Source organism: Rhodanobacter sp. MP1X3 (assembly GCF_014207165.1).
Taxonomy (GTDB): domain Bacteria; phylum Pseudomonadota; class Gammaproteobacteria; order Xanthomonadales; family Rhodanobacteraceae; genus Rhodanobacter.
The window spans coordinates 40853-60977 of the sequence record NZ_JACHCO010000003.1 but is presented as its reverse complement, the minus strand read 5'-3'; the positions used below and the strand labels follow the sequence as shown (position 1 = coordinate 60977).

General features: G+C 59.9%; 20 protein-coding genes and 1 pseudogene. 13 read left to right on the top strand and 8 right to left on the bottom strand.

Annotated elements, in window-relative coordinates; genetic code table 11:
• Window positions 1-65: 65 nt before the first annotated feature.
• On the bottom strand, window positions 66-995 hold the full coding sequence (locus HDE79_RS09410) for a M14 family metallocarboxypeptidase (protein ID WP_184601719.1): 930 nt from the start codon (window positions 993-995) through the stop codon (window positions 66-68).
• Window positions 996-1225: 230 nt separating this feature from the next.
• Here HDE79_RS09410 and HDE79_RS09405 point away from each other — a divergent pair, with 230 nt between their 5' ends.
• The 5 genes from HDE79_RS09405 to HDE79_RS09385 all read left to right on the top strand — a co-directional run bounded on the left by HDE79_RS09405 (window position 1226) and on the right by HDE79_RS09385 (window position 5606).
• Window positions 1226-1795 (top strand): TetR/AcrR family transcriptional regulator, encoded by a 570-nt coding sequence (locus tag HDE79_RS09405; protein ID WP_221440108.1) that lies wholly within the window; start codon window positions 1226-1228, stop codon window positions 1793-1795.
• Window positions 1796-1956: 161 nt separating this feature from the next.
• Window positions 1957-2358 (top strand): VOC family protein, encoded by a 402-nt coding sequence (locus HDE79_RS09400; RefSeq protein WP_221437368.1) that lies wholly within the window; start codon window positions 1957-1959, stop codon window positions 2356-2358.
• Window positions 2359-2593: 235 nt separating this feature from the next.
• Entirely contained in the window at window positions 2594-2911 is a 318-nt protein-coding gene (locus tag HDE79_RS09395; RefSeq protein ID WP_184601717.1) for a putative quinol monooxygenase, read from the top strand.
• A 336-nt stretch (window positions 2912-3247) separates the two neighbouring features.
• Window positions 3248-3592: a hypothetical protein gene (locus tag HDE79_RS09390; protein ID WP_184601716.1), complete on the top strand. Its 345-nt coding sequence runs from the start codon at window positions 3248-3250 to the stop codon at window positions 3590-3592.
• A 193-nt stretch (window positions 3593-3785) separates the two neighbouring features.
• On the top strand, window positions 3786-5606 hold the full coding sequence (locus HDE79_RS09385; RefSeq protein ID WP_184601715.1) for an XVIPCD domain-containing protein: 1821 nt from the start codon (window positions 3786-3788) through the stop codon (window positions 5604-5606).
• On the opposite strand, the gene HDE79_RS09380 is transcribed toward HDE79_RS09385, so the two are convergent.
• Together HDE79_RS09380 and HDE79_RS09375 are read right to left on the bottom strand one after the other, a co-directional pair.
• The gene (locus HDE79_RS09380; protein ID WP_184601714.1) at window positions 5592-6701 is read right to left on the bottom strand and encodes a hypothetical protein; all 1110 of its coding nucleotides are present in this window, start codon (window positions 6699-6701) and stop codon (window positions 5592-5594) included. The genes HDE79_RS09385 and HDE79_RS09380 overlap by 15 nt on opposite strands.
• A 140-nt stretch (window positions 6702-6841) precedes the next feature.
• Window positions 6842-7441, bottom strand: a complete 600-nt coding sequence (locus tag HDE79_RS09375) for a hypothetical protein (RefSeq protein WP_184601713.1) — start codon at window positions 7439-7441, stop codon at window positions 6842-6844.
• A gap of 326 nt (window positions 7442-7767) precedes the next feature.
• Here HDE79_RS09375 and HDE79_RS09370 point away from each other — a divergent pair, with 326 nt between their 5' ends.
• Window positions 7768-8541, top strand: a complete 774-nt coding sequence (locus HDE79_RS09370) for a TIGR00266 family protein (protein WP_184601712.1) — start codon at window positions 7768-7770, stop codon at window positions 8539-8541.
• A 128-nt stretch (window positions 8542-8669) separates the two neighbouring features.
• Here the strand turns inward: HDE79_RS09370 and HDE79_RS09365 are convergent, their stop codons facing one another.
• Window positions 8670-9416, bottom strand: coding sequence for an SDR family oxidoreductase (locus HDE79_RS09365; RefSeq protein ID WP_184601711.1), 747 nt, complete (start codon window positions 9414-9416; stop codon window positions 8670-8672).
• A gap of 104 nt (window positions 9417-9520) precedes the next feature.
• Here HDE79_RS09365 and HDE79_RS09360 point away from each other — a divergent pair, with 104 nt between their 5' ends.
• A complete protein-coding gene (locus tag HDE79_RS09360) occupies window positions 9521-10468 on the top strand; it encodes an AraC family transcriptional regulator (RefSeq protein WP_184601710.1) in 948 nt (315 codons plus the stop codon).
• A 282-nt stretch (window positions 10469-10750) separates the two neighbouring features.
• On the top strand, window positions 10751-11539 hold the full coding sequence (locus HDE79_RS09355; RefSeq protein ID WP_184601709.1) for a hypothetical protein: 789 nt from the start codon (window positions 10751-10753) through the stop codon (window positions 11537-11539).
• A gap of 166 nt (window positions 11540-11705) precedes the next feature.
• Here HDE79_RS09355 and HDE79_RS09350 read toward each other — a convergent pair whose 3' ends face one another.
• Window positions 11706-12440, bottom strand: coding sequence for an SDR family oxidoreductase (locus HDE79_RS09350; RefSeq protein ID WP_184601708.1), 735 nt, complete (start codon window positions 12438-12440; stop codon window positions 11706-11708).
• Between the two features lie 80 nt (window positions 12441-12520).
• Between HDE79_RS09350 and HDE79_RS09345 the strand changes: the two genes are divergently transcribed.
• On the top strand, window positions 12521-13162 hold the full coding sequence (locus HDE79_RS09345) for a TetR/AcrR family transcriptional regulator (protein WP_184601707.1): 642 nt from the start codon (window positions 12521-12523) through the stop codon (window positions 13160-13162).
• A 75-nt stretch (window positions 13163-13237) separates the two neighbouring features.
• Here HDE79_RS09345 and HDE79_RS09340 read toward each other — a convergent pair whose 3' ends face one another.
• Both HDE79_RS09340 and HDE79_RS09335 read right to left on the bottom strand, forming a co-directional pair.
• Entirely contained in the window at window positions 13238-13900 is a 663-nt protein-coding gene (locus HDE79_RS09340) for a hypothetical protein (protein WP_184601706.1), read from the bottom strand.
• A 93-nt stretch (window positions 13901-13993) separates the two neighbouring features.
• The gene (locus HDE79_RS09335; protein ID WP_184601705.1) at window positions 13994-15079 is read right to left on the bottom strand and encodes a hypothetical protein; all 1086 of its coding nucleotides are present in this window, start codon (window positions 15077-15079) and stop codon (window positions 13994-13996) included.
• A gap of 404 nt (window positions 15080-15483) precedes the next feature.
• Between HDE79_RS09335 and HDE79_RS09330 the strand changes: the two genes are divergently transcribed.
• Together HDE79_RS09330 and HDE79_RS09325 are read left to right on the top strand one after the other, a co-directional pair.
• Window positions 15484-16899 carry a PQQ-binding-like beta-propeller repeat protein gene (locus tag HDE79_RS09330; protein WP_184601704.1) on the top strand — a complete coding sequence of 472 codons (1416 nt, stop codon included), beginning with the start codon at window positions 15484-15486 and terminating at the stop codon, window positions 16897-16899.
• A 258-nt stretch (window positions 16900-17157) separates the two neighbouring features.
• Complete coding sequence (locus HDE79_RS09325) at window positions 17158-17544, top strand: histone (protein WP_184601703.1); 387 nt, start codon at window positions 17158-17160, stop codon at window positions 17542-17544.
• 173 nt (window positions 17545-17717) lie between these two features.
• On the opposite strand, the pseudogene bla reads toward HDE79_RS09325, so the two are convergent.
• Window positions 17718-18725, bottom strand: a pseudogene (gene bla, locus HDE79_RS21960) (class A beta-lactamase).
• 381 nt (window positions 18726-19106) lie between these two features.
• Here bla and HDE79_RS09310 point away from each other — a divergent pair.
• Window positions 19107-19736: a GntR family transcriptional regulator gene (locus tag HDE79_RS09310; RefSeq protein ID WP_184601701.1), complete on the top strand. Its 630-nt coding sequence runs from the start codon at window positions 19107-19109 to the stop codon at window positions 19734-19736.
• 218 nt (window positions 19737-19954) lie between these two features.
• Entirely contained in the window at window positions 19955-20092 is a 138-nt protein-coding gene (locus HDE79_RS09305) for a benenodin family lasso peptide (protein WP_184601700.1), read from the top strand.
• The last annotated feature ends 33 nt before the right edge of the window (window positions 20093-20125 follow it).

The following is a 20125-nucleotide window of genomic DNA, read 5'->3' as shown; positions in this document are numbered from 1 at the left end:
TAAAAATCAAAAGCCAGCTGATACCTCTAACCGCACCCACCCGATATCTACTTAATCAGCACAACTCAAACTTTTCCAACCTGCGCCAACGCAAAATCAATTGCCGCACCCACCGCCGCGACCTGCGCAGCGTTGCATTGCTCGGGCGTGGCGCGCGGGCTATCAGGATAGACCTCGGTGGTGGTGACGTAGGGAGCGTCGGTGATGCGGGCGCACAGGCCGAGCTTTTTGAGTGAATACTCGATAACGCCGGGCGCGACCATCGGTGAGCCGATGATTTCGCCACGCTCATCGGCCGGCGCGATGTGGGTGACTTTCGCCACCGCTGCGATCACCGCCTGCTGGAATTCGGGCTGCGGATTCTCGCTATCGTCGACCAGATAAAAGCCGTCGGGGATCTCGTCCGGCTCGTACGCGATGCCATCGCGCGCGGCCAGTGCCGGGCGGAATTCGGACTCGTCGGTATCGGTGGTTTCATGCAGGTCGATATGCATCAATACGCGATCGCGGATCGGCGCGACCAGGTGCATCAATGCTGCCGATTCCTGCGCCGGACTGTCATCGCGAAACGAGCGGTTCGGATCGAGCGCCTTCGCGTTCCAGCGGTGAATGCGCTCGTAGGCCCATGGGCTGACGCACGGCGCGACGATGATATTCACGCGACCGGCATAGCGCGACATCTGCTGATCGATGAACTGCAGCGCGCCGTGCACGCCACTGGTTTCATAACCATGCACACCGCCCGTCACCAACACGATGGGAAGCTCGTCGCGCCAGTCGCGACTCTCGATCGCGAACAGCGCATAACTGTCGGGCGTGTATTCCAAGCGTCCGTACTCCGACACGTCGAAGCGCGAGCGAAAGGTTTCGATCACGCTCAGCACGTCCGCTGCATAGCTGCGCTGCACGGTTTGCCGGGACAACCAGGTCGCCACTTCCGCATCGCCCCAGGGATGTCCGGGTGTACCGATGGGATACGGTGCATCGTTAGTCATCATGTCGCTCGCTTTGTCGTTGTATCAAGGAAAGCGAGGCACCTTAGCACTGGTCTGCAAGGACTGCAGGAGTCCGGTTGCCAAGAGGACCACATTCAGAAAGCAGACTCGACGGTCACCTCGGATAGGTCAACGGAAACTGCCAGGCAATGAGCCTGATGCCGTTTTTCCTTAGAATCCAGCACACCATGCGTCGTCCACCGTCTTCGTTGCGCCCTCGCAAGAAACCCGTGCAACCGCGCGCAGTCGAAACCTATGCCTGGATTCTGGAGACGGCGGCGCAGATCCTCGAGGCGCAAGGGATTGGTGCTTTCAATACCAACCTGGTGGCCGAGCGGGCCGGGGTGAGCATCGGTTCGCTTTACCAGTATTTTCCGGGGAAGGACGCGCTGTTGATCGCGCTGATGCGACGCAAAAAGGAGCGCCTCGGCGAAGATGCGCTGGCCGCGCTGGCCGCGCCCGACGGTCACGCCGCGTTGGCGCATCTGGTAGCTGCTGCCGTCCGTCACCAGCTCGGTCGTCCGGAGCTGGCACGGCTGCTCGATGTCGAGGAAACGCGGCCGGAAGCACAGCAAGAAGTCGAGAACGCAAGCAACTACCGCGGCCTGCTGCGCACCATACTCGACCGATCGGATCTGCCGCCGCAACCAAACCCTGAGATCGCCACCGATGACCTCGCCTCGTTGGTGCGCATGCTGGTGGATGCCGCTGGCGTGCGTGGTGAATCCAATGCAGAGCAACTTGAACGACGTGTGCTGGGCGCGCTTTTGGGCTACCTCGGCGCGTCAACTAGACCCTGAAATGTGAGCAAAGCGGTTATTGGCTGCAAAGCCGTGCGGTCGAAGCGACTGATACGGCGCAGGCTAAGGCGTAAAGCAGCGCATGCGAGTTGGCTGACGCAAGAGCTGCCGACATCATGAAGTCCCGCGAATCGCTCGATCCGCCCACTTCTGGAAATCCCATGTCCAACGCGCTTTTCCCCATGAAACTCAACCATCTCAGCTTTCCCTCCGACGATCCGGCCAGCACGGCGGCGTTCTTCGAAACCTACCTCGGGTTCACCATCGCGCCAGCTGCGGGGCACTGGATCCTGAAGCGTCCCGGCTTCGACGTCGTCATCGAAGATATTGACGCCGACACACCGCATTGGCCGAGTACCTTCCACGTCGGCTTCGAGCTGCCATCGCGCACCGAGGTCGAGTCACTCCACGCACAAATGGTGGCGGATGGCGTGATCATGGAGACTGGCGTCATCGACCACGAGCGCGGCTCGCGCTTCTTCTGCCGCGCGCCCGGCGGCGTGATGTTCGAGCTCAACACTCGCGCCGACGCTGCGCCGGCGTATCGCGGCACCTTCAACTGAACCAGTGCACGCGTGACGATCTTCAGAGCCAACTCCTGGCGCTCAACGTAAAAACCCGGAATCAGAATCACTTGCTCCATCGGAATGAGTGATCCCGGTTCCGCCTTAGCAACCTCTCGAGCGTCACGCGTGAACCAAAAGCTCAAACATGGCCGGCATGATGCCTGCCAATAAACTCACCCTATTTCAATGACGATTTTGCTAGCTTGGAGCACCCACAAAGGAGTGACCCGAGATGATCCATGTTGTCGCCATACTGACCGCCAAGCCCGGCCGACGTGCCGAACTGCTTGAGCGCTTTCTCGCCGTGATGCGGATCGTGCACACGGAGGATGGTTGCATCGAATACCGCCCCATTATCGACAACGACGCCGGCCTCGATGACGCACGCGAGCCGGCAGGATCCGACACATTTATCGTTATCGAGAAATGGGCGAGCGTAAAGGCGCTCGACGCGCATAGCGCAACCGACCATATGCGCAAGTACGGCGAGGATGTCCGCGATCTGATCGCCAACCGGGTGCTGCACGTGATGCGGGACGCGGCGGCTTAGCCAGTCTTGCGCCAAGGGTACGAAGCAGCCCATACATTGCGCGTGGGCTGCTTAAAAATATCTCTGACATCTTTGTTTCAGTTTGCGCGATCGATATAGCCGGTGCTAAGTTAAATTTCGCTTTGACCGCACGGAGGGCTGGTTCATGAGCTTTGCCTTTGCCCCGAGTGATTCCTCCACGGGCTTGACTGACTTCGTCGAGTTGGCCGATAGATCTGCGCCAATGCGCCCATTGCCAACCGATCAATCCCTTGAAGTCCTGCGGAAAATTACGGCGCGACTTACGACGACTGAGGCTATTCACCCGTCGATTCCGTTCACTTAGGAAACCAAGCTATGACGCAGTCCATTGATCCCGTAAAGCTCAAAGCGAGTGCCGAGCATTTGGAGTGGGTGCTCAAGCAATATCCCGATAGTGAGGATGTGCAGAGCCTGTTGCGCGCTTTGTTACCGCTTATCGAAGCGGCAAAGGCAGGGAGAGTGCTGGAACCTGTGGGACGACGAGATATTCCAGGCGCCTATAACTTCGGCGATGGCGTTTACACACCTTATAGAGACCCAGACGTAGACGAGGCCTATTCCGAATTCTCGGCCGAAATGCGAGGGGGGCGTGACGAGGAAGAGAACGAGATCATTGCGAGCGTTCAGGCCATGATCGATGGAGCGAAAGCCCGTGACTGATCAAGGCCTGACTCCCGAGGAACTAAAGCAGCAACATGCCGCCGAAATCAGCCGAAGCGAAACTTTCGTTACTCATGGGGTGAGTGAGCAAGCGGCAAAGAGTTATTTGAAGACGCCGGAGGGCAACTTATATTTGCAGCGGCTTGTGCAAGCTGATCCGAGCAGTTCGGCATCGAAAATAGCCGACCGAGCCATGGATCAAATCATCTCCGGCCGCGAACTTCCCCGCATGGAGCTAAACAGCGACCCGCTGGTGAAGATCGTGCCGACCGGCAGCAAGGTCTCGCCGTATTCGCCGTTTTTCGCCAAGCAGTCCGCGTTCGAAGACGCGCTGCACCAGGGTCACAACCTCTCGGACCGTTTCGGCCTGCCGATCCAGAGCGAAGCAACGCGCTACGACGTCTATCAAATTCAGCCCAAGGCCCCTACCGAAGTTTTCGTCAATCATGTCGCCCCGACCTCCGAGCTGGGTGGCCTGGTAACCAAGCCCGGTGGCGCCGAACAATATCTGGTGCCGCATCGCGGCCTGTATACCGAACCCACCTACCTGAAGAGTCTGGACAACAGCCTCGCCGTGCAAACCGAGCGCAGCGTCGGCACCGGCCTGTCAGCCGACGCGGCCAGCAAAGGGTTGGGTGCATTAGGCGCCGCGGCCATTGCCTACGACGCCGCCACCACCGGACAACGCACCGCCGACCTTCTCCACTCGGGTAACCGCATAGGTGGTCAATCCGAAATCCTGCATTTTGGCGGCCGCAATCTAGGCATGCTGGCCGGCGCGGAGCTGGGCGCCACTGCAGGTGCAGCACTTGGCGTGGAGTCTGGCCCCGGCCTGCTTGCTACCGGTGCCATCGGTGGCATCGCGGGCGCGATCGGCGGCAATAAAATCGCCGATGCCATCGATCACCACCGCATCTACAACCAATCCGATAGCCAAGGGAACAGCTGGCGCTTTGATCCGCAACAGCCTTCGCAAGGCTGGACACGCCGGGACGAACACCACACCCTGACCGCCGATGCGACACTTTCCAATCAGCTGAATTTCCAGGCGTCGAGCACCGCGGTGCAACTGGCCTTGGCGAACCCTGGCACGCCGAAAAATCCCTATACGCAAGCGTCTGCTGCGGGTGACACACCGAGCATGAGGGATGCCCCCTGGACACGTGATGCGCAGACGCATACATGGTCGCGCGAGGTCACCGACCAAATACTCGAACACGGCATGGTCAGCACGCACCAGGAGACCGCCAACCCCGCACGTGCCACACAACTCAATCAGGCGGCACGGCAAACCATTGCCGAGAATGTCGCGGCCTCACCACAGGGCATGGCCCAACGCTATCAGGCCGCTTATACGCAGTACGGCTGGCACCAGTACGGCGCCATGCCCGAGGCGGTGACCCATGCATTGAAGGCACCCGACAGCATCGTGCAGGCTTCGGACGGCCATACCTACACGCGGGCGGCTGATGGGCAGTGGAACACGCCCGGCATGCTCTATGGCACGAATGCCGCCAACGGCAACGTGCGCGACGAACTCAACGCCACGCGGCAAGCACAAGCAGCGCATGCCACCACCAGTTCGCCTATTGCCGCGCCGGTGCGCCTTGACGATCCGGCGCATCCCGATCACCTGCTCTATCAGCAGGCGCGGGGCGCCGTGCACAAAGTCGACGCACAGATCGGCCGCATTCCGGACCAACGCAGCGACAACCTATCCGCCGCCGTCGCCGTAGCGGCGCGCAGCAGTGGCTTGAAACAGATCGATCACGTCGTAATGAGCGACGATGGCCGCAAGGCCTTTGCCGTGCAAGGCGATCTGCGATCGACCACTAAACACATCGCACAACCGGTGGAGACAGCGCAGGCGGTTCAAACGTCCATCGCACAAAGCAGTGCGGCGATGGAACAGGCGACGCAGAAGCAGCACGCGCATGCGCAGGCACCGACTCCCGTGCAGAACCCGCAGGAAGTGCAGCAGCAAAAAAGCGCTACGCCGTTATCGCGGTTGTAAGGGCTGCGCTGCGCGCGCAGACAGCACGCTTGCCGCAGGCACAAAGCTCCCCTTTTTATCCACTAACCCACTCTCTTTTCCCTCCGCATCCTGAAGTCCGGAATTGTACGAGTAGAAGAACATGGGTCCGATCGGTATCCGTTGCCCCAGATCATCGAACGCATCGAGCATCTCCTTCATTCCCTGACTGGCCGTCTGCCCCTTCGCGTTTGGAAACTTGGTAGCGTCGGTAAAGCCCCACTCTGTAATCCACAACGGCTTATTTCGACCCAATGCCCAAATATCCTGGCGCAATAAGGCGGTCGCGCTTTGGCCCGCATTGGCTGGCGATGCATAAACGTGAGTCCCGTAAGCGGTCACGTGATAGCTGGCGTTGTCGAGATAGTTAAAGCCATCGACACTCTTCAGCATCGCGACTACCTGCGCCGGATTGGAGAGGTTGTGTGATGGATGGCCTGGCGCGGTGTATCCATGCGCCATACCAAACGTGATGATCTGCGACTGCGGATAGTCGTTGGGTTCGTGCAGGATCTCTGCACCGGTCTTCAGGAACTCCCCATATCCGTGGAGCCAAGTGTGAAGCTCAGTCTGACTGGCACTGTGTCCGTTCGGCACATCCGCGTCGTAGTAGTAGCTATCGTCTTCATTGCCGAATTCGACGGCATCGATCGAAAGATTAGCTTCCTTCAAAGCCCCAAGCAGATGACGGAATCGCTGAGAAAACTTCTTCAAGTCGATCTGGCTTAATTTCTTCGCCCTCCAGCCGTGGTCATTCATCGGCAGTGCGTCATCGTAGTCTTCGTCCATCTGAAGGATGTTTATCAGCACTTTCAGATTTTGTTGTTTTGCCAGTCGAACCTCGTCGACGAAGTTGGCAACGCCCTGCGCCGATCCGGAAGTCGGTCCGTCACGAAACCAAGCGGCATGAAGCGTACGAATATCTTCCAGTGTCTTTTTCCGTGTGGCTTCGTCCTCCCTACTCAATCCGGAACGATCGATACCAATCGCCGAAACTTTTTGAGCGAGTACCGGACTCGATAGCAACGAAAGAGCCACCAGAATGCATGGAACGACCGGGATACTGGTTCGTTTCATTTCAGACATATGGTTTAGACCCAATAGGTTTTGTCTGCATTTTGGTCAATGCAAGATGCCGAGGACTGGAGGGCAATGGATACAACTAGCCGCACTTACTGACCTACAGTTCAAATACGTATGGCTGACCCCTGTTTTCACTACCTGCAGTGCTGCAGCTGTACGCCGTACTCGCGAGCGAGGTTATCGACGACATCGGCGGTCTGCAACAGATGGCGATCGTGTCGCCACTGGCCGCTACGGTAGCCGCCGATACCTTCGTGGTAAGCCAGGTACAACTGCTTCGGGTCCCACTTGGAGATACCCAACTCGCGATGGATGCGGTCGGTGTACCAGCCAAGAAAATCGAGCGAGTTGTTCATGTCCTTACGGCTCTTGAACCAGCGGCCGTTCGCCTTTAGATACTCCTGCCACACCGGATCCTGCGCCTGCGCGTAGCCATAGGCGCTGGACCGGCGCGGCAACGGAATAAACAGAAAGTGTGGCCGATCCGGGCGAGCCTTCTCGCGGAAGTCGGATTCCCGCTGCACGAACGCCATCAACACATTGACCGGGGTGCCCCAGCGTTTCTGCGCCGCGCGGGCATCGCGATACCAGCTCGGGTACTGCTCGAAGACCTGGCAGATGCTCTGGCTGTTACGAGGCGGCGCGGTGGCGCATCCGCCGAGGGCCAGCAGGCCGACAGCAAAAAGGGCGACGCCGAGACGTCGAGCCGTCGTGACGTTCCATATTCTGATCATGATCGCAGGGTAGCAGCCGATGGCGCGTGCGGTGGGTTGGGTATTACGGAAAATTCCCGACGCTTTTCTGCTGCACGACCAGTGCAGTTGTATCCCGTGGCGCCATCGAACTGCCATAGCACTGCGCCACAGTGGCATGCGCCTTCGATCATTGCTGCCTCCTTCGATTTGAACGCATGCTAATTCAAAGGGGTGCCATCTTGCCCGCGCGTTTTGCTTTTGCGTCGGCGTACTATCCGCTGGCCATTGCCGAATTGCCGAATTGCCGATGGTCGCTCGGTGTCCGGGCGGCAAGCGGTCACCACCAATCATCAGGAGAATGCCTTATGCAGACCCGTATCCAGGGCACGGTGATGCCCGTGCTGGAAGTGCAGCTTGATCCCAACGACAGCGTGTTCGCCGAGAGCGGCGAGCTGTCGTGGATGACCGCGTCGATCCAGATGACCACGCACACGCAGATGGGCGGCGGTGGCGGACTGATGGGCATGTTCAAGCGTGCCGTCGGTGGCGGTAGTTTCTTCATGACCGAATACCGCGCCGTGCAGAGGCCCGGTGAGGTCGCGTTTGCCACCAAGGTGCCTGGCCATATCGTGCCAGTGCCGGTGAGTCCTTCCAACGAGTACCTGGTGCATCGGCACGGTTTTCTTTGCGCTACACCGCAGGTCACCTTAGGCGTGGGCTTTCAGCAGTCGCTGGGCGCCGGCATTTTCGGCGGCGATGGTTTTCTGCTGCAGAAAATCGGCGGCAACGGGACCGCGTGGCTGGAACTCTCCGGCGAACTCATCCAGAAGAATCTGGCGCCCGGTGAAACCTTGCGGGTGCACCCGGGTCACGTCGGTGCATTCCAGGCCTCGGTAGGTTTTCAGATCACGACGGTGCCCGGCATCAAGAACGCGATCTTCGGCGGCGACGGCATCTTTCTGGCGGCGCTCACCGGCCCCGGCACCGTATGGCTGCAGACGCTACCCATCTCTCGCCTCGCCCACCAGATCGCCGAGTATCTGCCCTCTGGCGGCGCTGGCAGAGCGGCCTCGATAGGTGTGGGCGGTGGTCTGCTCGGCGGTATCGTCGGCTCGATGCTCAACGGTAACGACAACTGAGTTGCCCTTGACAACTTTTTCACCGTGGTGAGAAACAGCGGTCAACTTCACGCTGCCGAAGCACGCAAGCTGACCGCTCATTTTAATTGACCAGGTTAATTAACCTGGCTCCAATCGCCGCCCTCGCCTCAGCCGGCCTTGGCCCAGGCCACGGCATCCTCACCGGCGGGAATGCGCAGCGGGGTCGATGGGTCGGTTGCGGCACGCCACACCGCCTCGGCCACGTCGGGCGAGTGCGTGACCGGGCCGGAGTCATCGCGCATGCGGGCGAGCACGTTGGTCACCAGTTCGGTGTAGGCCTCGTTTTCCATGCCATGCATGTGGGCGCGGGCGTTGTCGCCGAAGCGGGTCTCGGGCGAACGCCCCGGCAACACCAGCCGCACGCGCACGCCGAACGGTTCGACCTCCGCCGCCATCGACGCGGTAAACGCGTTCACCGCCGCCTTGCTGGCGCTGTACACGCCGACCAGCGGCAGCGCTTTCAGGGTCACGCTCGAGGTCACGTTGACGATGACGCCGGCGCCGCGCTCACGAAACTGCGGCACGAAGGCCTGCGTCATCGCCATGGTGCCAAAGGTGTTGGTCTCGAACAGTTCGCGCGCGGTTGCCATCGGCGTCAGTTCAACCGGCGACGCCGCGCCGAAGCCGGCATTGTTGACCAGCACGTCGATGGGACCCGCAGCCTCGACAACCTGCCGGATGCTTTCCGCATTGGTGATATCGAGGGGCAGCACGCGCAAGCGCTCAGACTTGGGCAGCACGTCTTCGCGCGGCGTGCGCATGGTGGCGATGACCTGCCAGTCGCGGTCGAGGAAATAACGGGCGATCTCGACGCCGAAGCCGGACGAGCAGCCAGTGATCAGGACGGTATTCATGGGGAAACTCCTGCGGTAGTGCATGGGGGATAACGCCACGATAGGCCGCCAACACCGTACTCACTACAATCCAGAGTCCATGTTTCATCGTCAGGAATCCGGACATGATCGATCCACTCGCCGAGGTGGTGTCGCTGCTGCAGCCGGGCGCCCGGTTTTCGAAGGTCGTGATTGGCGCCGGCCCGTGGCACATCCACCGCTCGGATGCCGGGCAGCCGTTCTACTGCGTGGTGCTGGAGGGTGCATGCCATGTCGAGGTCGACGGGCAAGCAGCGCTGACGCTGCAGTCGGGCGACTTTCTGTTGGTGCCCGCATCTTGGGGCGTTGCCATGTCCAGCCTGGAGCCGCCGCCGGCGGGCATCAAGAGCCTGCCCGTCGCGCAGGGCAACGGCGTTTTCCGCATCGGCGACCAGGATGGCCCGACCGACCTGCGGATGCTGGTGGGCCACTGCAGCTTTGATTCGCCGGATGCCGACCTGCTCGTTGCGCTGCTGCCACGGCTGGTGCATATCCGCGGCGAGCAGCGGCTGGCGACGCTGATGACCCTCGTCGGCGAGGAGTCACGCGAGCAGCGGCCCGCACGCGAGGTGGTGCTGGCACGGCTGCTGGAAGTGCTGCTGATCGAAGCGCTGCGCTCGAACGCCGGCACCACGGCATCGCCGGGCCTCGTGCGCGGGCTGGCCGACGATCGTCTCGCGCTCGCGATCCGCGCGATGCACGCGCAGCCCGATCGCAACTGGACCGTGGCGCAACTGGCGAGTGAAGCCGCGCTGTCGCGCTCGGCGTTCTTCGAGCGCTTCAACCGCACGGTGGGCGTCGCTCCGATGGCCTACCTGCTCGCCTGGCGCATGGCCCTGGCCAAGCATCTGCTGCGAAAAAACGAAGCCGGCGTCGCCGCCATCGCCGAACGCATCGGCTACAGCTCGGCCAGCACCTTCAGCACCGCCTTCACCCGCCACGTCGGCCAGCCACCGACGCATTACGCGCGGGAGTATGTCCGCACGTCGGTGCAGGATCACGATCAGGAGCAGGTCATTAGCGTACGCAGCTAAAAGGTGTGGAAAAGAGCCTCTTACCCGGTTAGCTCTGTTGTTCGCCGGGTGCCTCAGAATCATTTTTAATGAACCTGCCCCCTTTTTGTTCGCCCCCTTTTTTGTTCCGAATGCTCTCAGCGGTGATGCTTGGCCGTGGCGGCGTTGCCATCAGTCAAACCTCGAAAATGCGGGTTATTCCAGGTGCCCCCAGGAGCTGGACAGAGGCTGGTTGCCATATACTGCCAAGACTCAAGGGGCGATTAAGTGGATTGTCCCATTGCAACCAAGGAGAGATGCTCAATGAAGTCACGTTACGTCAGGATTGCCATTGCCGGACTGATGCTCGTGTTGGGTGCGGTATCAGTCCAATTGCTTACGCCTTCCACGGCTTACGCACAGTCTTCGAGCACTGCTGCGATGACCAATGCGGATGTCGTCAAGTTGGCCAAGCTGGGTTTCGGCTCGGAGATCATCAAGGAAAAGATCAACGGGGCGTCCACGGTCAATTTCAAGCTGGAAGTCGATGATCTGGTCAAGCTGAAGAACGCCGGTGTTTCGCAGGACGTCATTTCCGCGATGCTCAAGCGTGCCGACGGTGGTGGCGCCTCCAGTACTGCCGCTGCTTCCGGCCCGGCAAATTATCCGGGCAGTCCTGCCGATGTCACCCTGGTCACGAAGGATGGCGGCAATGTGCACCTGCGTGGCATATCCGGCACGATGAGCACGACGAACGCCGTTGTCACGGTGCTGATGCATTACAACTATCCGGGTATGGCGGCCGGCGTGCGCACGCACGACACGCGACCCTCGTTCATTGTCAATTCGACGGATCAGCCGAAAGGTCGCATCTACATCGTATCGCTCGACGTGGACAAGGGAGACCAGGATCGTTCGCTGAAGATTGGCAATGCCCGCTTCTGGGGCGGGATGAAGAATGTAGGCGCTCCGGACAAGGACAACCAGGTCGACTACGACGCCGTCTCGATGGGCAACGGCAACCAGTGGAAGCTGACGCCGACCAAGGATCTGAAGCCCGGCGAATACGGCCTCTACAGCGGCGGACTGTTTGACTTCGGCGTCGACCAGTGATGCCGCTGGCTGTTTAAGCGAGTCAGTTTAATTCTGTTTGAAAGGGAGCCGCTTGCGGCTCCCTTTCCGTTCAAGCGCAGGCAATCGCGCGCAGGGGGAAAAATGGATGGAGGTCGGTCCAAGCCTTCACCTACCGTCGGTAGTGTCTCTGATCCCTTTGCATCGATTACCAGGGTTCAACGCCCTCCGTGCTGGTGAACCCGCCCGTCGGGCCATCGTCGGTAATCTGGGCCATCCGAACGGTTTCGGCGGCGCCTTCCTCGATCGACTGGTGGCCACTGTTTCCGTTGAGGTCGGTGGCGGTGTAGCCCGGGTTGACGGCGTTCACCTTGATGCCGGTGTCCTTGAGCTCGGCAGCGAGCAGTACGGTGAACATGTTCAGCGCGGCCTTCGAGGCGTTGTAGCCAGTGAGCTTGACGGCGGCGTACGCCCAGTTCGGGTCGGCGTTGAGCGCGATCGAGCCGAGGCCGCTGGATACATTGACGATGCGGCCGGCGCTGGATTTCTTCACCAATGGCAACAGTGCCTGGGTCACAGCGACGGTTCCGAAAAAGTTCGTTTCGAACGTGCGCCGCACGGCGTCGAGGTCGGTGCTGCCGGGCAGCCCGTCGCCCTGTATCGCGACACCTGCGTTGTTGACCAGGATATCGATGCAGCCCTCATTGGCCTCGATATCGGCAGCGGCGGCACTAAGCGATGCGGTATCGGACAGGTCGATGGCGACGAAGCGCACGTCGATGCCTTCGTCCCGCAAGGTTTTCTCGGCCTCCCGGCCGCGCGCTTCGTCGCGGGCACCGAGCAGTATGTGGTGGCCGGCCTTGCCAAGCTGCCGCGCGACTTCCAGGCCGATGCCCTTGTTGGCGCCGGTGACCAGGGCGATACGGCGATCTGCTGTGTTCATGGCGATTCCTTCGGATGGTGAGTGTGGAGGTGGTGCTGTACTGTGATATATGAATCATCCTTCGGCTTTTACATTCGCATATGCCTGTCGTGCCAACAGACGCGCTCAAGCCACGTAAATCGCCACGTCAGACGCGCTCGACGGCAACGGTGACGGCGATTCACGAGGCGACGATTCAGGTTTTGCTGTCCGATGGCATCGCCCGGCTTACCACGACACGCGTGGCGCAACGCGCCGGCGTGTCCGTTGGCACGATGTATCAATATTTCCCGCACAAGCAGGCGCTGTTGTATGCCGTGCTGGATCAATATCTGGACGAGGTAGTCGTCGCCATCGAAGAGGCATGCGCACGCTACAAAGGTGCGCGTTTATGCGATATGTCGGACGGCCTGGTCCGCGCATACCTCGATGCGAAGCTGCGTTACCTGCCCGGCTCACTCGCCCTGTATACGGTCGCCGCGGATCTGGACACGGCAAGCCTGATCAGCGATGTGCTGCAGCGGACCGACCGTGCCATCGAGCGTCTGCTGGCTAGTGCGCCGGACGCCGGCTTCGCCGACATCGCCACCGTCACGTTCGCCGTGCGCGCCCTGCTGGTGGGAACCGTGCGGGCCGGCCTGGAAAACGATGCATCCCCGGCAGCGCTGGCGATGCTACGTACGCAGGTGCCGCTGATGTGCCGGGCGTATCTGGTGGCGGCTTCGCGAGGCGGCGTTCCTTAGCAGAAACTGGGATCAGAGTAGCCTCTTCAAGGCATCTACCCCATAGAAAGTGCACTCTGCCCCGGGTTTTGCCAGTCAGTCATTAGGGTCTGAAAAGGCGTCTTTGAGAGGTACGCCACGATGACGCATCAGAGAACGCCAAAAAATGGAGAATACGTTCGCTGACATACTGAGGACGATAAGAATAATCCATCCCCAAATCTCCGAGTTGGGCGATCCCAACCAGCCATTTCGAGCGATGATAGAACGCAGCGCCTGCAATTCGACGACAAGCAAGATGGTGGCAAGCGTCCAGCCTCCCGTTAGCCAGAGCGATCGTCGATTGAACGAAGCTCGGATATTCCCATGGAACACGGAGCGCCCAAGCCAAAAGGCTACGGCGGCTGAGAATATGAGGAGGACCTCCCAACTGCCGGTGTGGTCACCGGTATACGTGGATGTATACCAGCCACGACCCACAGCATGGGTTTCTGTCACGGAGGAAGAATATTGGATGTAGGTCACTACACCCAGCTGGTTGGCGAGCCACTCTGAAATCTTCAGTGACCCGTACAGGATTCCCCCTGAGATGAGCAGTGCGATTATCAGGCGTTGGCGCTCACTACGTGCTTGCCACTTTACTTTTGGTGGAGAGAGCGGCTTCGTTAAGGCCGACGATGCCTCATCGGCTCGCTTCGTCGCATTTGCATCCACAACGCTCTTTCGCCAAGCCTTTCTTTGTTCGCTCTTGCCGCTCATGGCTATCGATTTCGTCAACTAAACAGGGGCCGAGTGTACTTTTTTAAATGCCAAGCGGAAAAGTTGACTCTGCCCCCTGTTTTTCTCATACCTTCAAAGTGCACTTGCCGCGTTTGCTTTCGCGACAGTACTGCCAATCGGACGAATGCCATCGGTATTGGCCAAACGCATCTCCAGGCCCCATCCCCAATGTTGCTGACCACCGGCGAAGTTATCGTCGATAGCGACGGCCACTTGATTGGCGCCCTTGTGCAGGGGAAGGTCGAACGATCCATTGGTCAGGGAGAGGCGTCCACCCGGCTCTTTGCTCGCGCCCTTGACGCCGTAGAGATTCTTGCTCTGGAACGCCAGCTTGCCGTTGACGAAGACCCAGACTTCTCTGGTCCATCCAATATCCACATGCTTGATCTGATCATGGTCAGCGTTGATCGTGGTCTTCAACCACATGCCGGCGATGGCCTGCCCAGTCTGCGCATCGCCGTACCATCGCGTCAAATTGATGAGGCCACCCGGATCGGGCGTAATCAGCTTCCACAACGCCGTCTCTTTCGGCATCGACGAATAAACAGGATCGATACCGGTGTTTTCCTGAAGCGTGGCATCCATCCGACTAGGCATCACGAACGGCGTTGAAGCGAGCCAATGGCGAACGACTCGGAGGTCACTCTTCGCGGGGTCGTTGAAGGCCACCGCAGGCAAGCCATCAACGACATCGGGAGCGAGGCTCAGGTGGGCGTAGGACGCCGGTCCATGCAGCCTGATCGTGCCGTCGGGGAACCCGCCGACCAAGGTTCCGACGGCCAGCGTTGGCGAACGCGCACCGTTGATGAAAACATTCATGCGTGCGCCGGAGAGCACCAGCTTGATGTGGTTCCAACCATCGGGATTAATAGGCGCGTGCGTTTGATACTGCCCATACAAATCCCATTCGAACACATGATGCGCCGTAGGCATGTACTGGATGCATTCCTCCGAGACAGCACAGTCCGCGCTAGATCGAAAATACAAAGCATCGGCTACGTCATCATGTTGGCGAAAGGTGATGCCGGTAATTCGCTCTCCTACAAATTTAGTGTCGAATTCCATCGTGCCATTGCTGAAATTGGTGTTCTTCAGCTCGGCATAACCCTTGTTGACCACAAGGACACCCTGTTTGGTCGGATCGTGTTGAAACGACACATCACCGTTCGTCACCCATTGCGCAGGTGTCATCGGAATAGGGGTAACGTCGAATGCAAGAATGGGTTGTGAGAGCCCCATGATGGAGGCAAAAAATAGCGAGCTTCGTAGCCAATAAAGCGCCGTTGCCCGGCTTATGTACTTGCATACCTTTGACACGTGTTCTCCCTCTCGCCTGACGCAGCATGGAGGAACACTGTATTGGCCACGCGGCGTACGCTTTGCTCAAATGTTCCGAAGCGGATCACTGATGTTTCAAAGCGGTCGCGTGCGTAAACGAAGCGGAACGGAGGTTTGATCTTGCGGCCTGGTTTTAGCCGTCGATGATGTCCACCAAAGGACGCGCGACTGTTCATCACGAACCGACAACAACGACGGCAAAAGTTGAGGGCATACTTTCAACTATGAAAAACCAACTTGTGATGCTGCTGCTCAGCCTTGGAGTAACCCTCCCGGCCGCTGCCCGGAATGTGCCTGCGCAAGACTGGCCCACGTTCGGCGGCAATGTGCAGAGCACCAGCGCCAACCCCGAGCCGACCGGCATCACGGCCGCCAATCTCGGACACCTTGTGCGGCAGCAGATAAAGATCGATGGCACGGTGGATGCCAGCGCCATCTATTTGCATGGCGTCAGCATCCATGGCGCCGCGCATGACGCCATCTTCGTCACCACCACCTATGGCAAGACGCTGGCGATCGACGCGGCTAACGGTGCGGTGTTGTGGAACTACACGCCAGCCAGTTACCAGCAAGTAGCCGGCACACGGCAGATCACCAACAGCACGCCGGTGGCTGATCCGGACCGTCAATTCATCTATGCCGCCTCGCCCGACGGTTATGTGCAGAAGCTGACGATCAGCGATGGTCATCCCGTATGGCGCACCGCCATCACCTTGCTGGCCAAGCGCGAGAAGATGGACTCGCCGCTGAAGTTTTCCCAAGGCCATGTGGTTGCCGTGACCGCCGGTTATATCGGCGACAAGCCGCCTTACCAGGGCCACGTCGCCGTTCTCGATGGCGCCTCTGGCAAGCTGCTGCACGTATGGAACTCGCTGTGCAGCGATCGCAGCGGTCTGCTCCAGCCGGCGTCCTGCCCGCAGAGTGATTCGGCCATATGGGGTCGCGCTGGCGCAGTGATCGATCCGGCCAGCGGCAACATCCTTGTCTCCACCGGCAACGCACCATGGGATGGCAAGACCGCCTGGGGCGATTCGGTGATCGAGCTCAATCCCGACGCCACCGCCATGCTGGGCAACTACACCCCAGCCAATACCGCGGCGCTCAATACGGATGACGCCGACCTGGGCTCCAGCTCACCGGTGCTGCTCGGCGGCGACCTGATCGCCCAGGGCGGCAAAGACGGTAAAATCCGCCTACTCAGCCGCAAGGCCATGGCTGGCGTTGCGCCGCACATGGACCACGAGCTGCAGATCGTCTCCACCCCCAGCGGCACCGATCTGTTTTCCCAGCCAGCAACTTGGGATCACCAAGATCAGACCTGGATCTTCGCCGCCGATAACGGCGGCACGGCGGCGTGGACGCTGGAGCACGGCAAGCTGCAGCAACAATGGAAAAACAGCACGGGCGGCACCAGCCCGTTTGAAGCCGGCGGCCTACTGTTTGTCTACGCCCCGGCAGGCGGACTGAATATCTATGACGCGGCGTCAGGCAAACACCTCACCACCCTGCCCTGCGGCGCCGGCCACTGGAACAGCCCGATCGTGCTGCAAGGCCACATCATCCTTCCCGAAGGGAACGCCAACGCTCACGCTGCCAACGGCGTGCTGAATATCTGGAGCCTGCCCGCCGGGAATGGCTGAGGCGCGTTACGCGTCTACCAGCGTTGGTCGTGTCGAGCCGCTACGCGGTTACGCACGTCGGAGCTACTGGATGCAGATCAAAGTACAACAGCAACGGGCTCTGACCCGGTTGGCCCGAGCTGTAGTGTCCCGGACAACTTTTCCCCATGACTATTCAGCGTCGGTATGCCGATATCCATGCATTCTCGATGAGCCATCGCTCGTGCGTGCAAAGCATGCCGGGTCCGCGGCAACTCAAAAACCCGAGGCCTCGTCATCATGATTCGAAAACGTGTAATCGCTGTGCTGTTCACGGCTGGCGTGACTCTCTCCGGCTCGGTGCTGGCGCAGGCTCAGGAAGTTCAGCCCGCTTCCGCCACCGCACCGGCAGCGGCGCCGAGTGCGACATCCAAAGCCACTGATAAAGCTGCCAGGAACGCTGACAAGGCTTCCAAGAAGGCTGCCAAGCAAGCCCAAAAAGCCAAAAAGCAGGCTGCCAAAAAGGCCAGCAATGCCGCCAAGGCCCAGAGAAAAAAAGATAAAGCAGCGGCGGCAGCGGCTTCACCTCCGCGCACGAAGTCACACAAGAAAGCCACTACCCCCGCTCCGCCCCCCGCCAGCGCTCCCGCCAGTGCACCAGCAGCTAGTAGCTCTGCGGGCGGGTGAAGTCATCGTTGTAATGGTTGTCAGGGAATCAGTGAACGTTGCATGTGCTATCTCATTCTGAGCCTGAGTTTTTTGCCATTGTTTGGAGCGTCCTATTCTCGCCGCAGGCAGCGCGCGGAGCCGTCAATCCAAGCCCTTACTCACCGTCGGTAGTGTCTCTGACACTTTTGTTCCTACGGCGGCCCCGACATAACACTCACGTCTTTGCCAATCTCAGCAAAAAGCGCGTCTCGCGTGTTTTTGTCAGCCTTCGATCCCGTGAGAAACGCGGCCACGATGACGGTGTGGCCGTTGGGCCAAGTGATGATGCCGATATCGTTATAAGCGGCCGTTTCGCCGTCCAGCGAATAGGAAGTGCCGCACTTGTCGGCAAAGCGCACGCCGGCGGGCAGGCCGGCGCGCAAACGAACCGGTTTCGTCTGGCCATACATCAGATCGAGCAGCCGCTTGGTCGAATCCGCCGAGAGCAGCCGACCCGTCCAAAGCTTTTCAAGAAGCTCGGGTGCTGCGTCCGGCGTCGTTCGATCGCGCGGGTCATTGAGATAGGCGCGATAACCGCGCCGCCGCCGTGCCAGCGCCGCCTCATCGGTTTCGTTGGTCGGGATGGTCTGTCCGTTAGCCGTCTCGTCGAAGATGTGGCTGATGTCGCCCTAGCCAAGGTCCACGCGCATACCCTCGATGCCGTGCTTGCGCAAGAAGTCCGTGACCACCTGCGGGCCGCCCAGCAATCGGATCAACGCATCGACGGCGGTGTTGTCGCTTTCGCTCACCGCAGCCGCCAGCAATCGCTCGACAGTGAAGTGCATCTGCTCCCCCGAGAAATGCGCGCCGATGGAAGGTACGGCGGTCCCATCCACAACTTGTGCGCGGGTGATCGTCACTTCCTGACTCAAACGAATGCGACCCGCATCTACCTGCGCAAGCACCGCCGCGGCGACCGGCGCTTTGAACACGCTCATCATCGGATAGGCGCGATCGGCGTTGATTCGGATACGCGCTCGCGTATCCAGGTCCACAACGGTGATGCCCAGGACACCGGGTTGCGCCTTATCGACGAGCTGCGCCAGCGCGTGTTGCAGGCGTGCATCTGGCGCTTCGGCAGCGATGGCAGGCGTGACTAATGAAAGTGCCAGGCACAGATTCAACCAGCGGCAGGTGAATAATCTAATGTACTTGCTCATGGATTTCCGAAGGTCAGGTGTGCGGCCAGGTCAATATCCCCCCACCTGACCTGACCCCGCACGTGTAGCGGCCCAAGGTGGACATAGATCATAGGGGATCGGGCTCTAACGTCTCGGTTAATACCGGAGGACATCGCCGGGGCCTGCGTTCTAAAACCGGGCAGAGCGGATTTTTGCTGTCGCGTCGAGAAAGTGACTCTGAACCAGTTTTAGTGCATTCTTTCGCCGTAAGATTTTACGTATGCTAGGGTTCCGCCCTTCGTCGCCCTATTCGAGCGTTTTTTCCTGACGCCCATGCAGCGGAAACCCGGTCCCTTGCCTGACGATCTTTCGTACTGTCCGGCCCAGGGAAGCAATCATCAGCAGACAGGGAGTTCAGCTATGGATGCAATCCATTCCAAGAGCGCATTTGTGTATGGAGAGGTCAGACGCGCTCTGCAATCGGGACGCTATGCACCTGGGCAGCGGATCGATCCGTCGGGGCTTGCAGCAGAGTTCAACACCAGCCCCACGCCGGTTCGGCTCGCGCTGTATCGACTCGTCGGTGAAGGCCTGATTGCCGATCACGCACGCAGCGGATTGCATGTGCCGCTGCTCACCGAAGTCGCGCTGCGCGACCTCTACGACTGGATGGAGCGCCTGTTGTTGATGGCCTGCGATATCGGTGTGGCGCGGACATTTCAGCCAAGCGCCAAGCTGGAGATCGCGTCCGCCGACGACGATCTGGTGAAGCTGACGTGGCAGCTGTTCGATGCGATCGCCCGCGCGACAACTCACTGGTCGCTGCACCATGCCGTGAAACGAGCCAACGACCGACTGGCACCGATACGACGGGCGAAAAAGGGATTGATCGAGCACGCCGACGAAGAGCTTTCGCAGCTGGACCGGCATTGGCGGACACGCGATATTCCCAGTTTGAAGTCTGCACTGCGCGACTATCACGAGCGCCGCAAGCAACTCGTGCCGACCATCGTGGCTTTACTGAACGACCGCATCGATTACCTCCACTAGATCGCACGCTGGCTACGCGCCATCGATCCGCATTGCGTGCCGCAATGGCAGCATGCGTCGACCGATGAGACGCCCGCGCAGGCGACATAGCACGACCGCCATCACACTCCGGGATTAATCACCGAATGACAACGCAATAATCATTGGCAAATGAAAATTGCCGACGCCTACGCTGCGCGCGTCATGGAACTGCCATGACGCGAACGTAGGAGACTGACATGAACACGAACGAGAACATCCGCACCGACACGCCGGAAGACGTCGAGCTCGGCGTCGCCAGCGTCGAGACCCAAGGCGGCCCGCTGATGAACGAGGTGATCGGTGGCTTCACCACCTCGGGCATTTCGCAAGACTAAGTCGTAGGGACGCGTCCAACGGGCGCGTCCCTT

What these genes read in the sequence shown, in the direction of transcription:
- HDE79_RS09410 (WP_184601719.1), bottom strand. Translation starts at nt 995, where the DNA reads ATGACTAACGATGCACCGTATCCCATCGGTACACCCGGACATCCCTGG.
- HDE79_RS09400 (WP_221437368.1), top strand. Translation starts at nt 1,957, where the DNA reads ATGTCCAACGCGCTTTTCCCCATGAAACTCAACCATCTCAGCTTTCCC.
- HDE79_RS09395 (WP_184601717.1), top strand. Translation starts at nt 2,594, where the DNA reads ATGATCCATGTTGTCGCCATACTGACCGCCAAGCCCGGCCGACGTGCC.
- HDE79_RS09390 (WP_184601716.1), top strand. Translation starts at nt 3,248, where the DNA reads ATGACGCAGTCCATTGATCCCGTAAAGCTCAAAGCGAGTGCCGAGCAT.
- HDE79_RS09385 (WP_184601715.1), top strand. Translation starts at nt 3,786, where the DNA reads ATGGATCAAATCATCTCCGGCCGCGAACTTCCCCGCATGGAGCTAAAC.
- HDE79_RS09380 (WP_184601714.1), bottom strand. Translation starts at nt 6,701, where the DNA reads ATGAAACGAACCAGTATCCCGGTCGTTCCATGCATTCTGGTGGCTCTT.
- HDE79_RS09375 (WP_184601713.1), bottom strand. Translation starts at nt 7,441, where the DNA reads ATGATCAGAATATGGAACGTCACGACGGCTCGACGTCTCGGCGTCGCC.
- HDE79_RS09370 (WP_184601712.1), top strand. Translation starts at nt 7,768, where the DNA reads ATGCAGACCCGTATCCAGGGCACGGTGATGCCCGTGCTGGAAGTGCAG.
- HDE79_RS09365 (WP_184601711.1), bottom strand. Translation starts at nt 9,416, where the DNA reads ATGAATACCGTCCTGATCACTGGCTGCTCGTCCGGCTTCGGCGTCGAG.
- HDE79_RS09360 (WP_184601710.1), top strand. Translation starts at nt 9,521, where the DNA reads ATGATCGATCCACTCGCCGAGGTGGTGTCGCTGCTGCAGCCGGGCGCC.
- HDE79_RS09355 (WP_184601709.1), top strand. Translation starts at nt 10,751, where the DNA reads ATGAAGTCACGTTACGTCAGGATTGCCATTGCCGGACTGATGCTCGTG.
- HDE79_RS09350 (WP_184601708.1), bottom strand. Translation starts at nt 12,440, where the DNA reads ATGAACACAGCAGATCGCCGTATCGCCCTGGTCACCGGCGCCAACAAG.
- HDE79_RS09345 (WP_184601707.1), top strand. Translation starts at nt 12,521, where the DNA reads ATGCCTGTCGTGCCAACAGACGCGCTCAAGCCACGTAAATCGCCACGT.
- HDE79_RS09340 (WP_184601706.1), bottom strand. Translation starts at nt 13,900, where the DNA reads ATGAGCGGCAAGAGCGAACAAAGAAAGGCTTGGCGAAAGAGCGTTGTG.
- HDE79_RS09330 (WP_184601704.1), top strand. Translation starts at nt 15,484, where the DNA reads ATGAAAAACCAACTTGTGATGCTGCTGCTCAGCCTTGGAGTAACCCTC.
- HDE79_RS09325 (WP_184601703.1), top strand. Translation starts at nt 17,158, where the DNA reads ATGATTCGAAAACGTGTAATCGCTGTGCTGTTCACGGCTGGCGTGACT.
- HDE79_RS09310 (WP_184601701.1), top strand. Translation starts at nt 19,107, where the DNA reads ATGGATGCAATCCATTCCAAGAGCGCATTTGTGTATGGAGAGGTCAGA.
- HDE79_RS09305 (WP_184601700.1), top strand. Translation starts at nt 19,955, where the DNA reads ATGAACACGAACGAGAACATCCGCACCGACACGCCGGAAGACGTCGAG.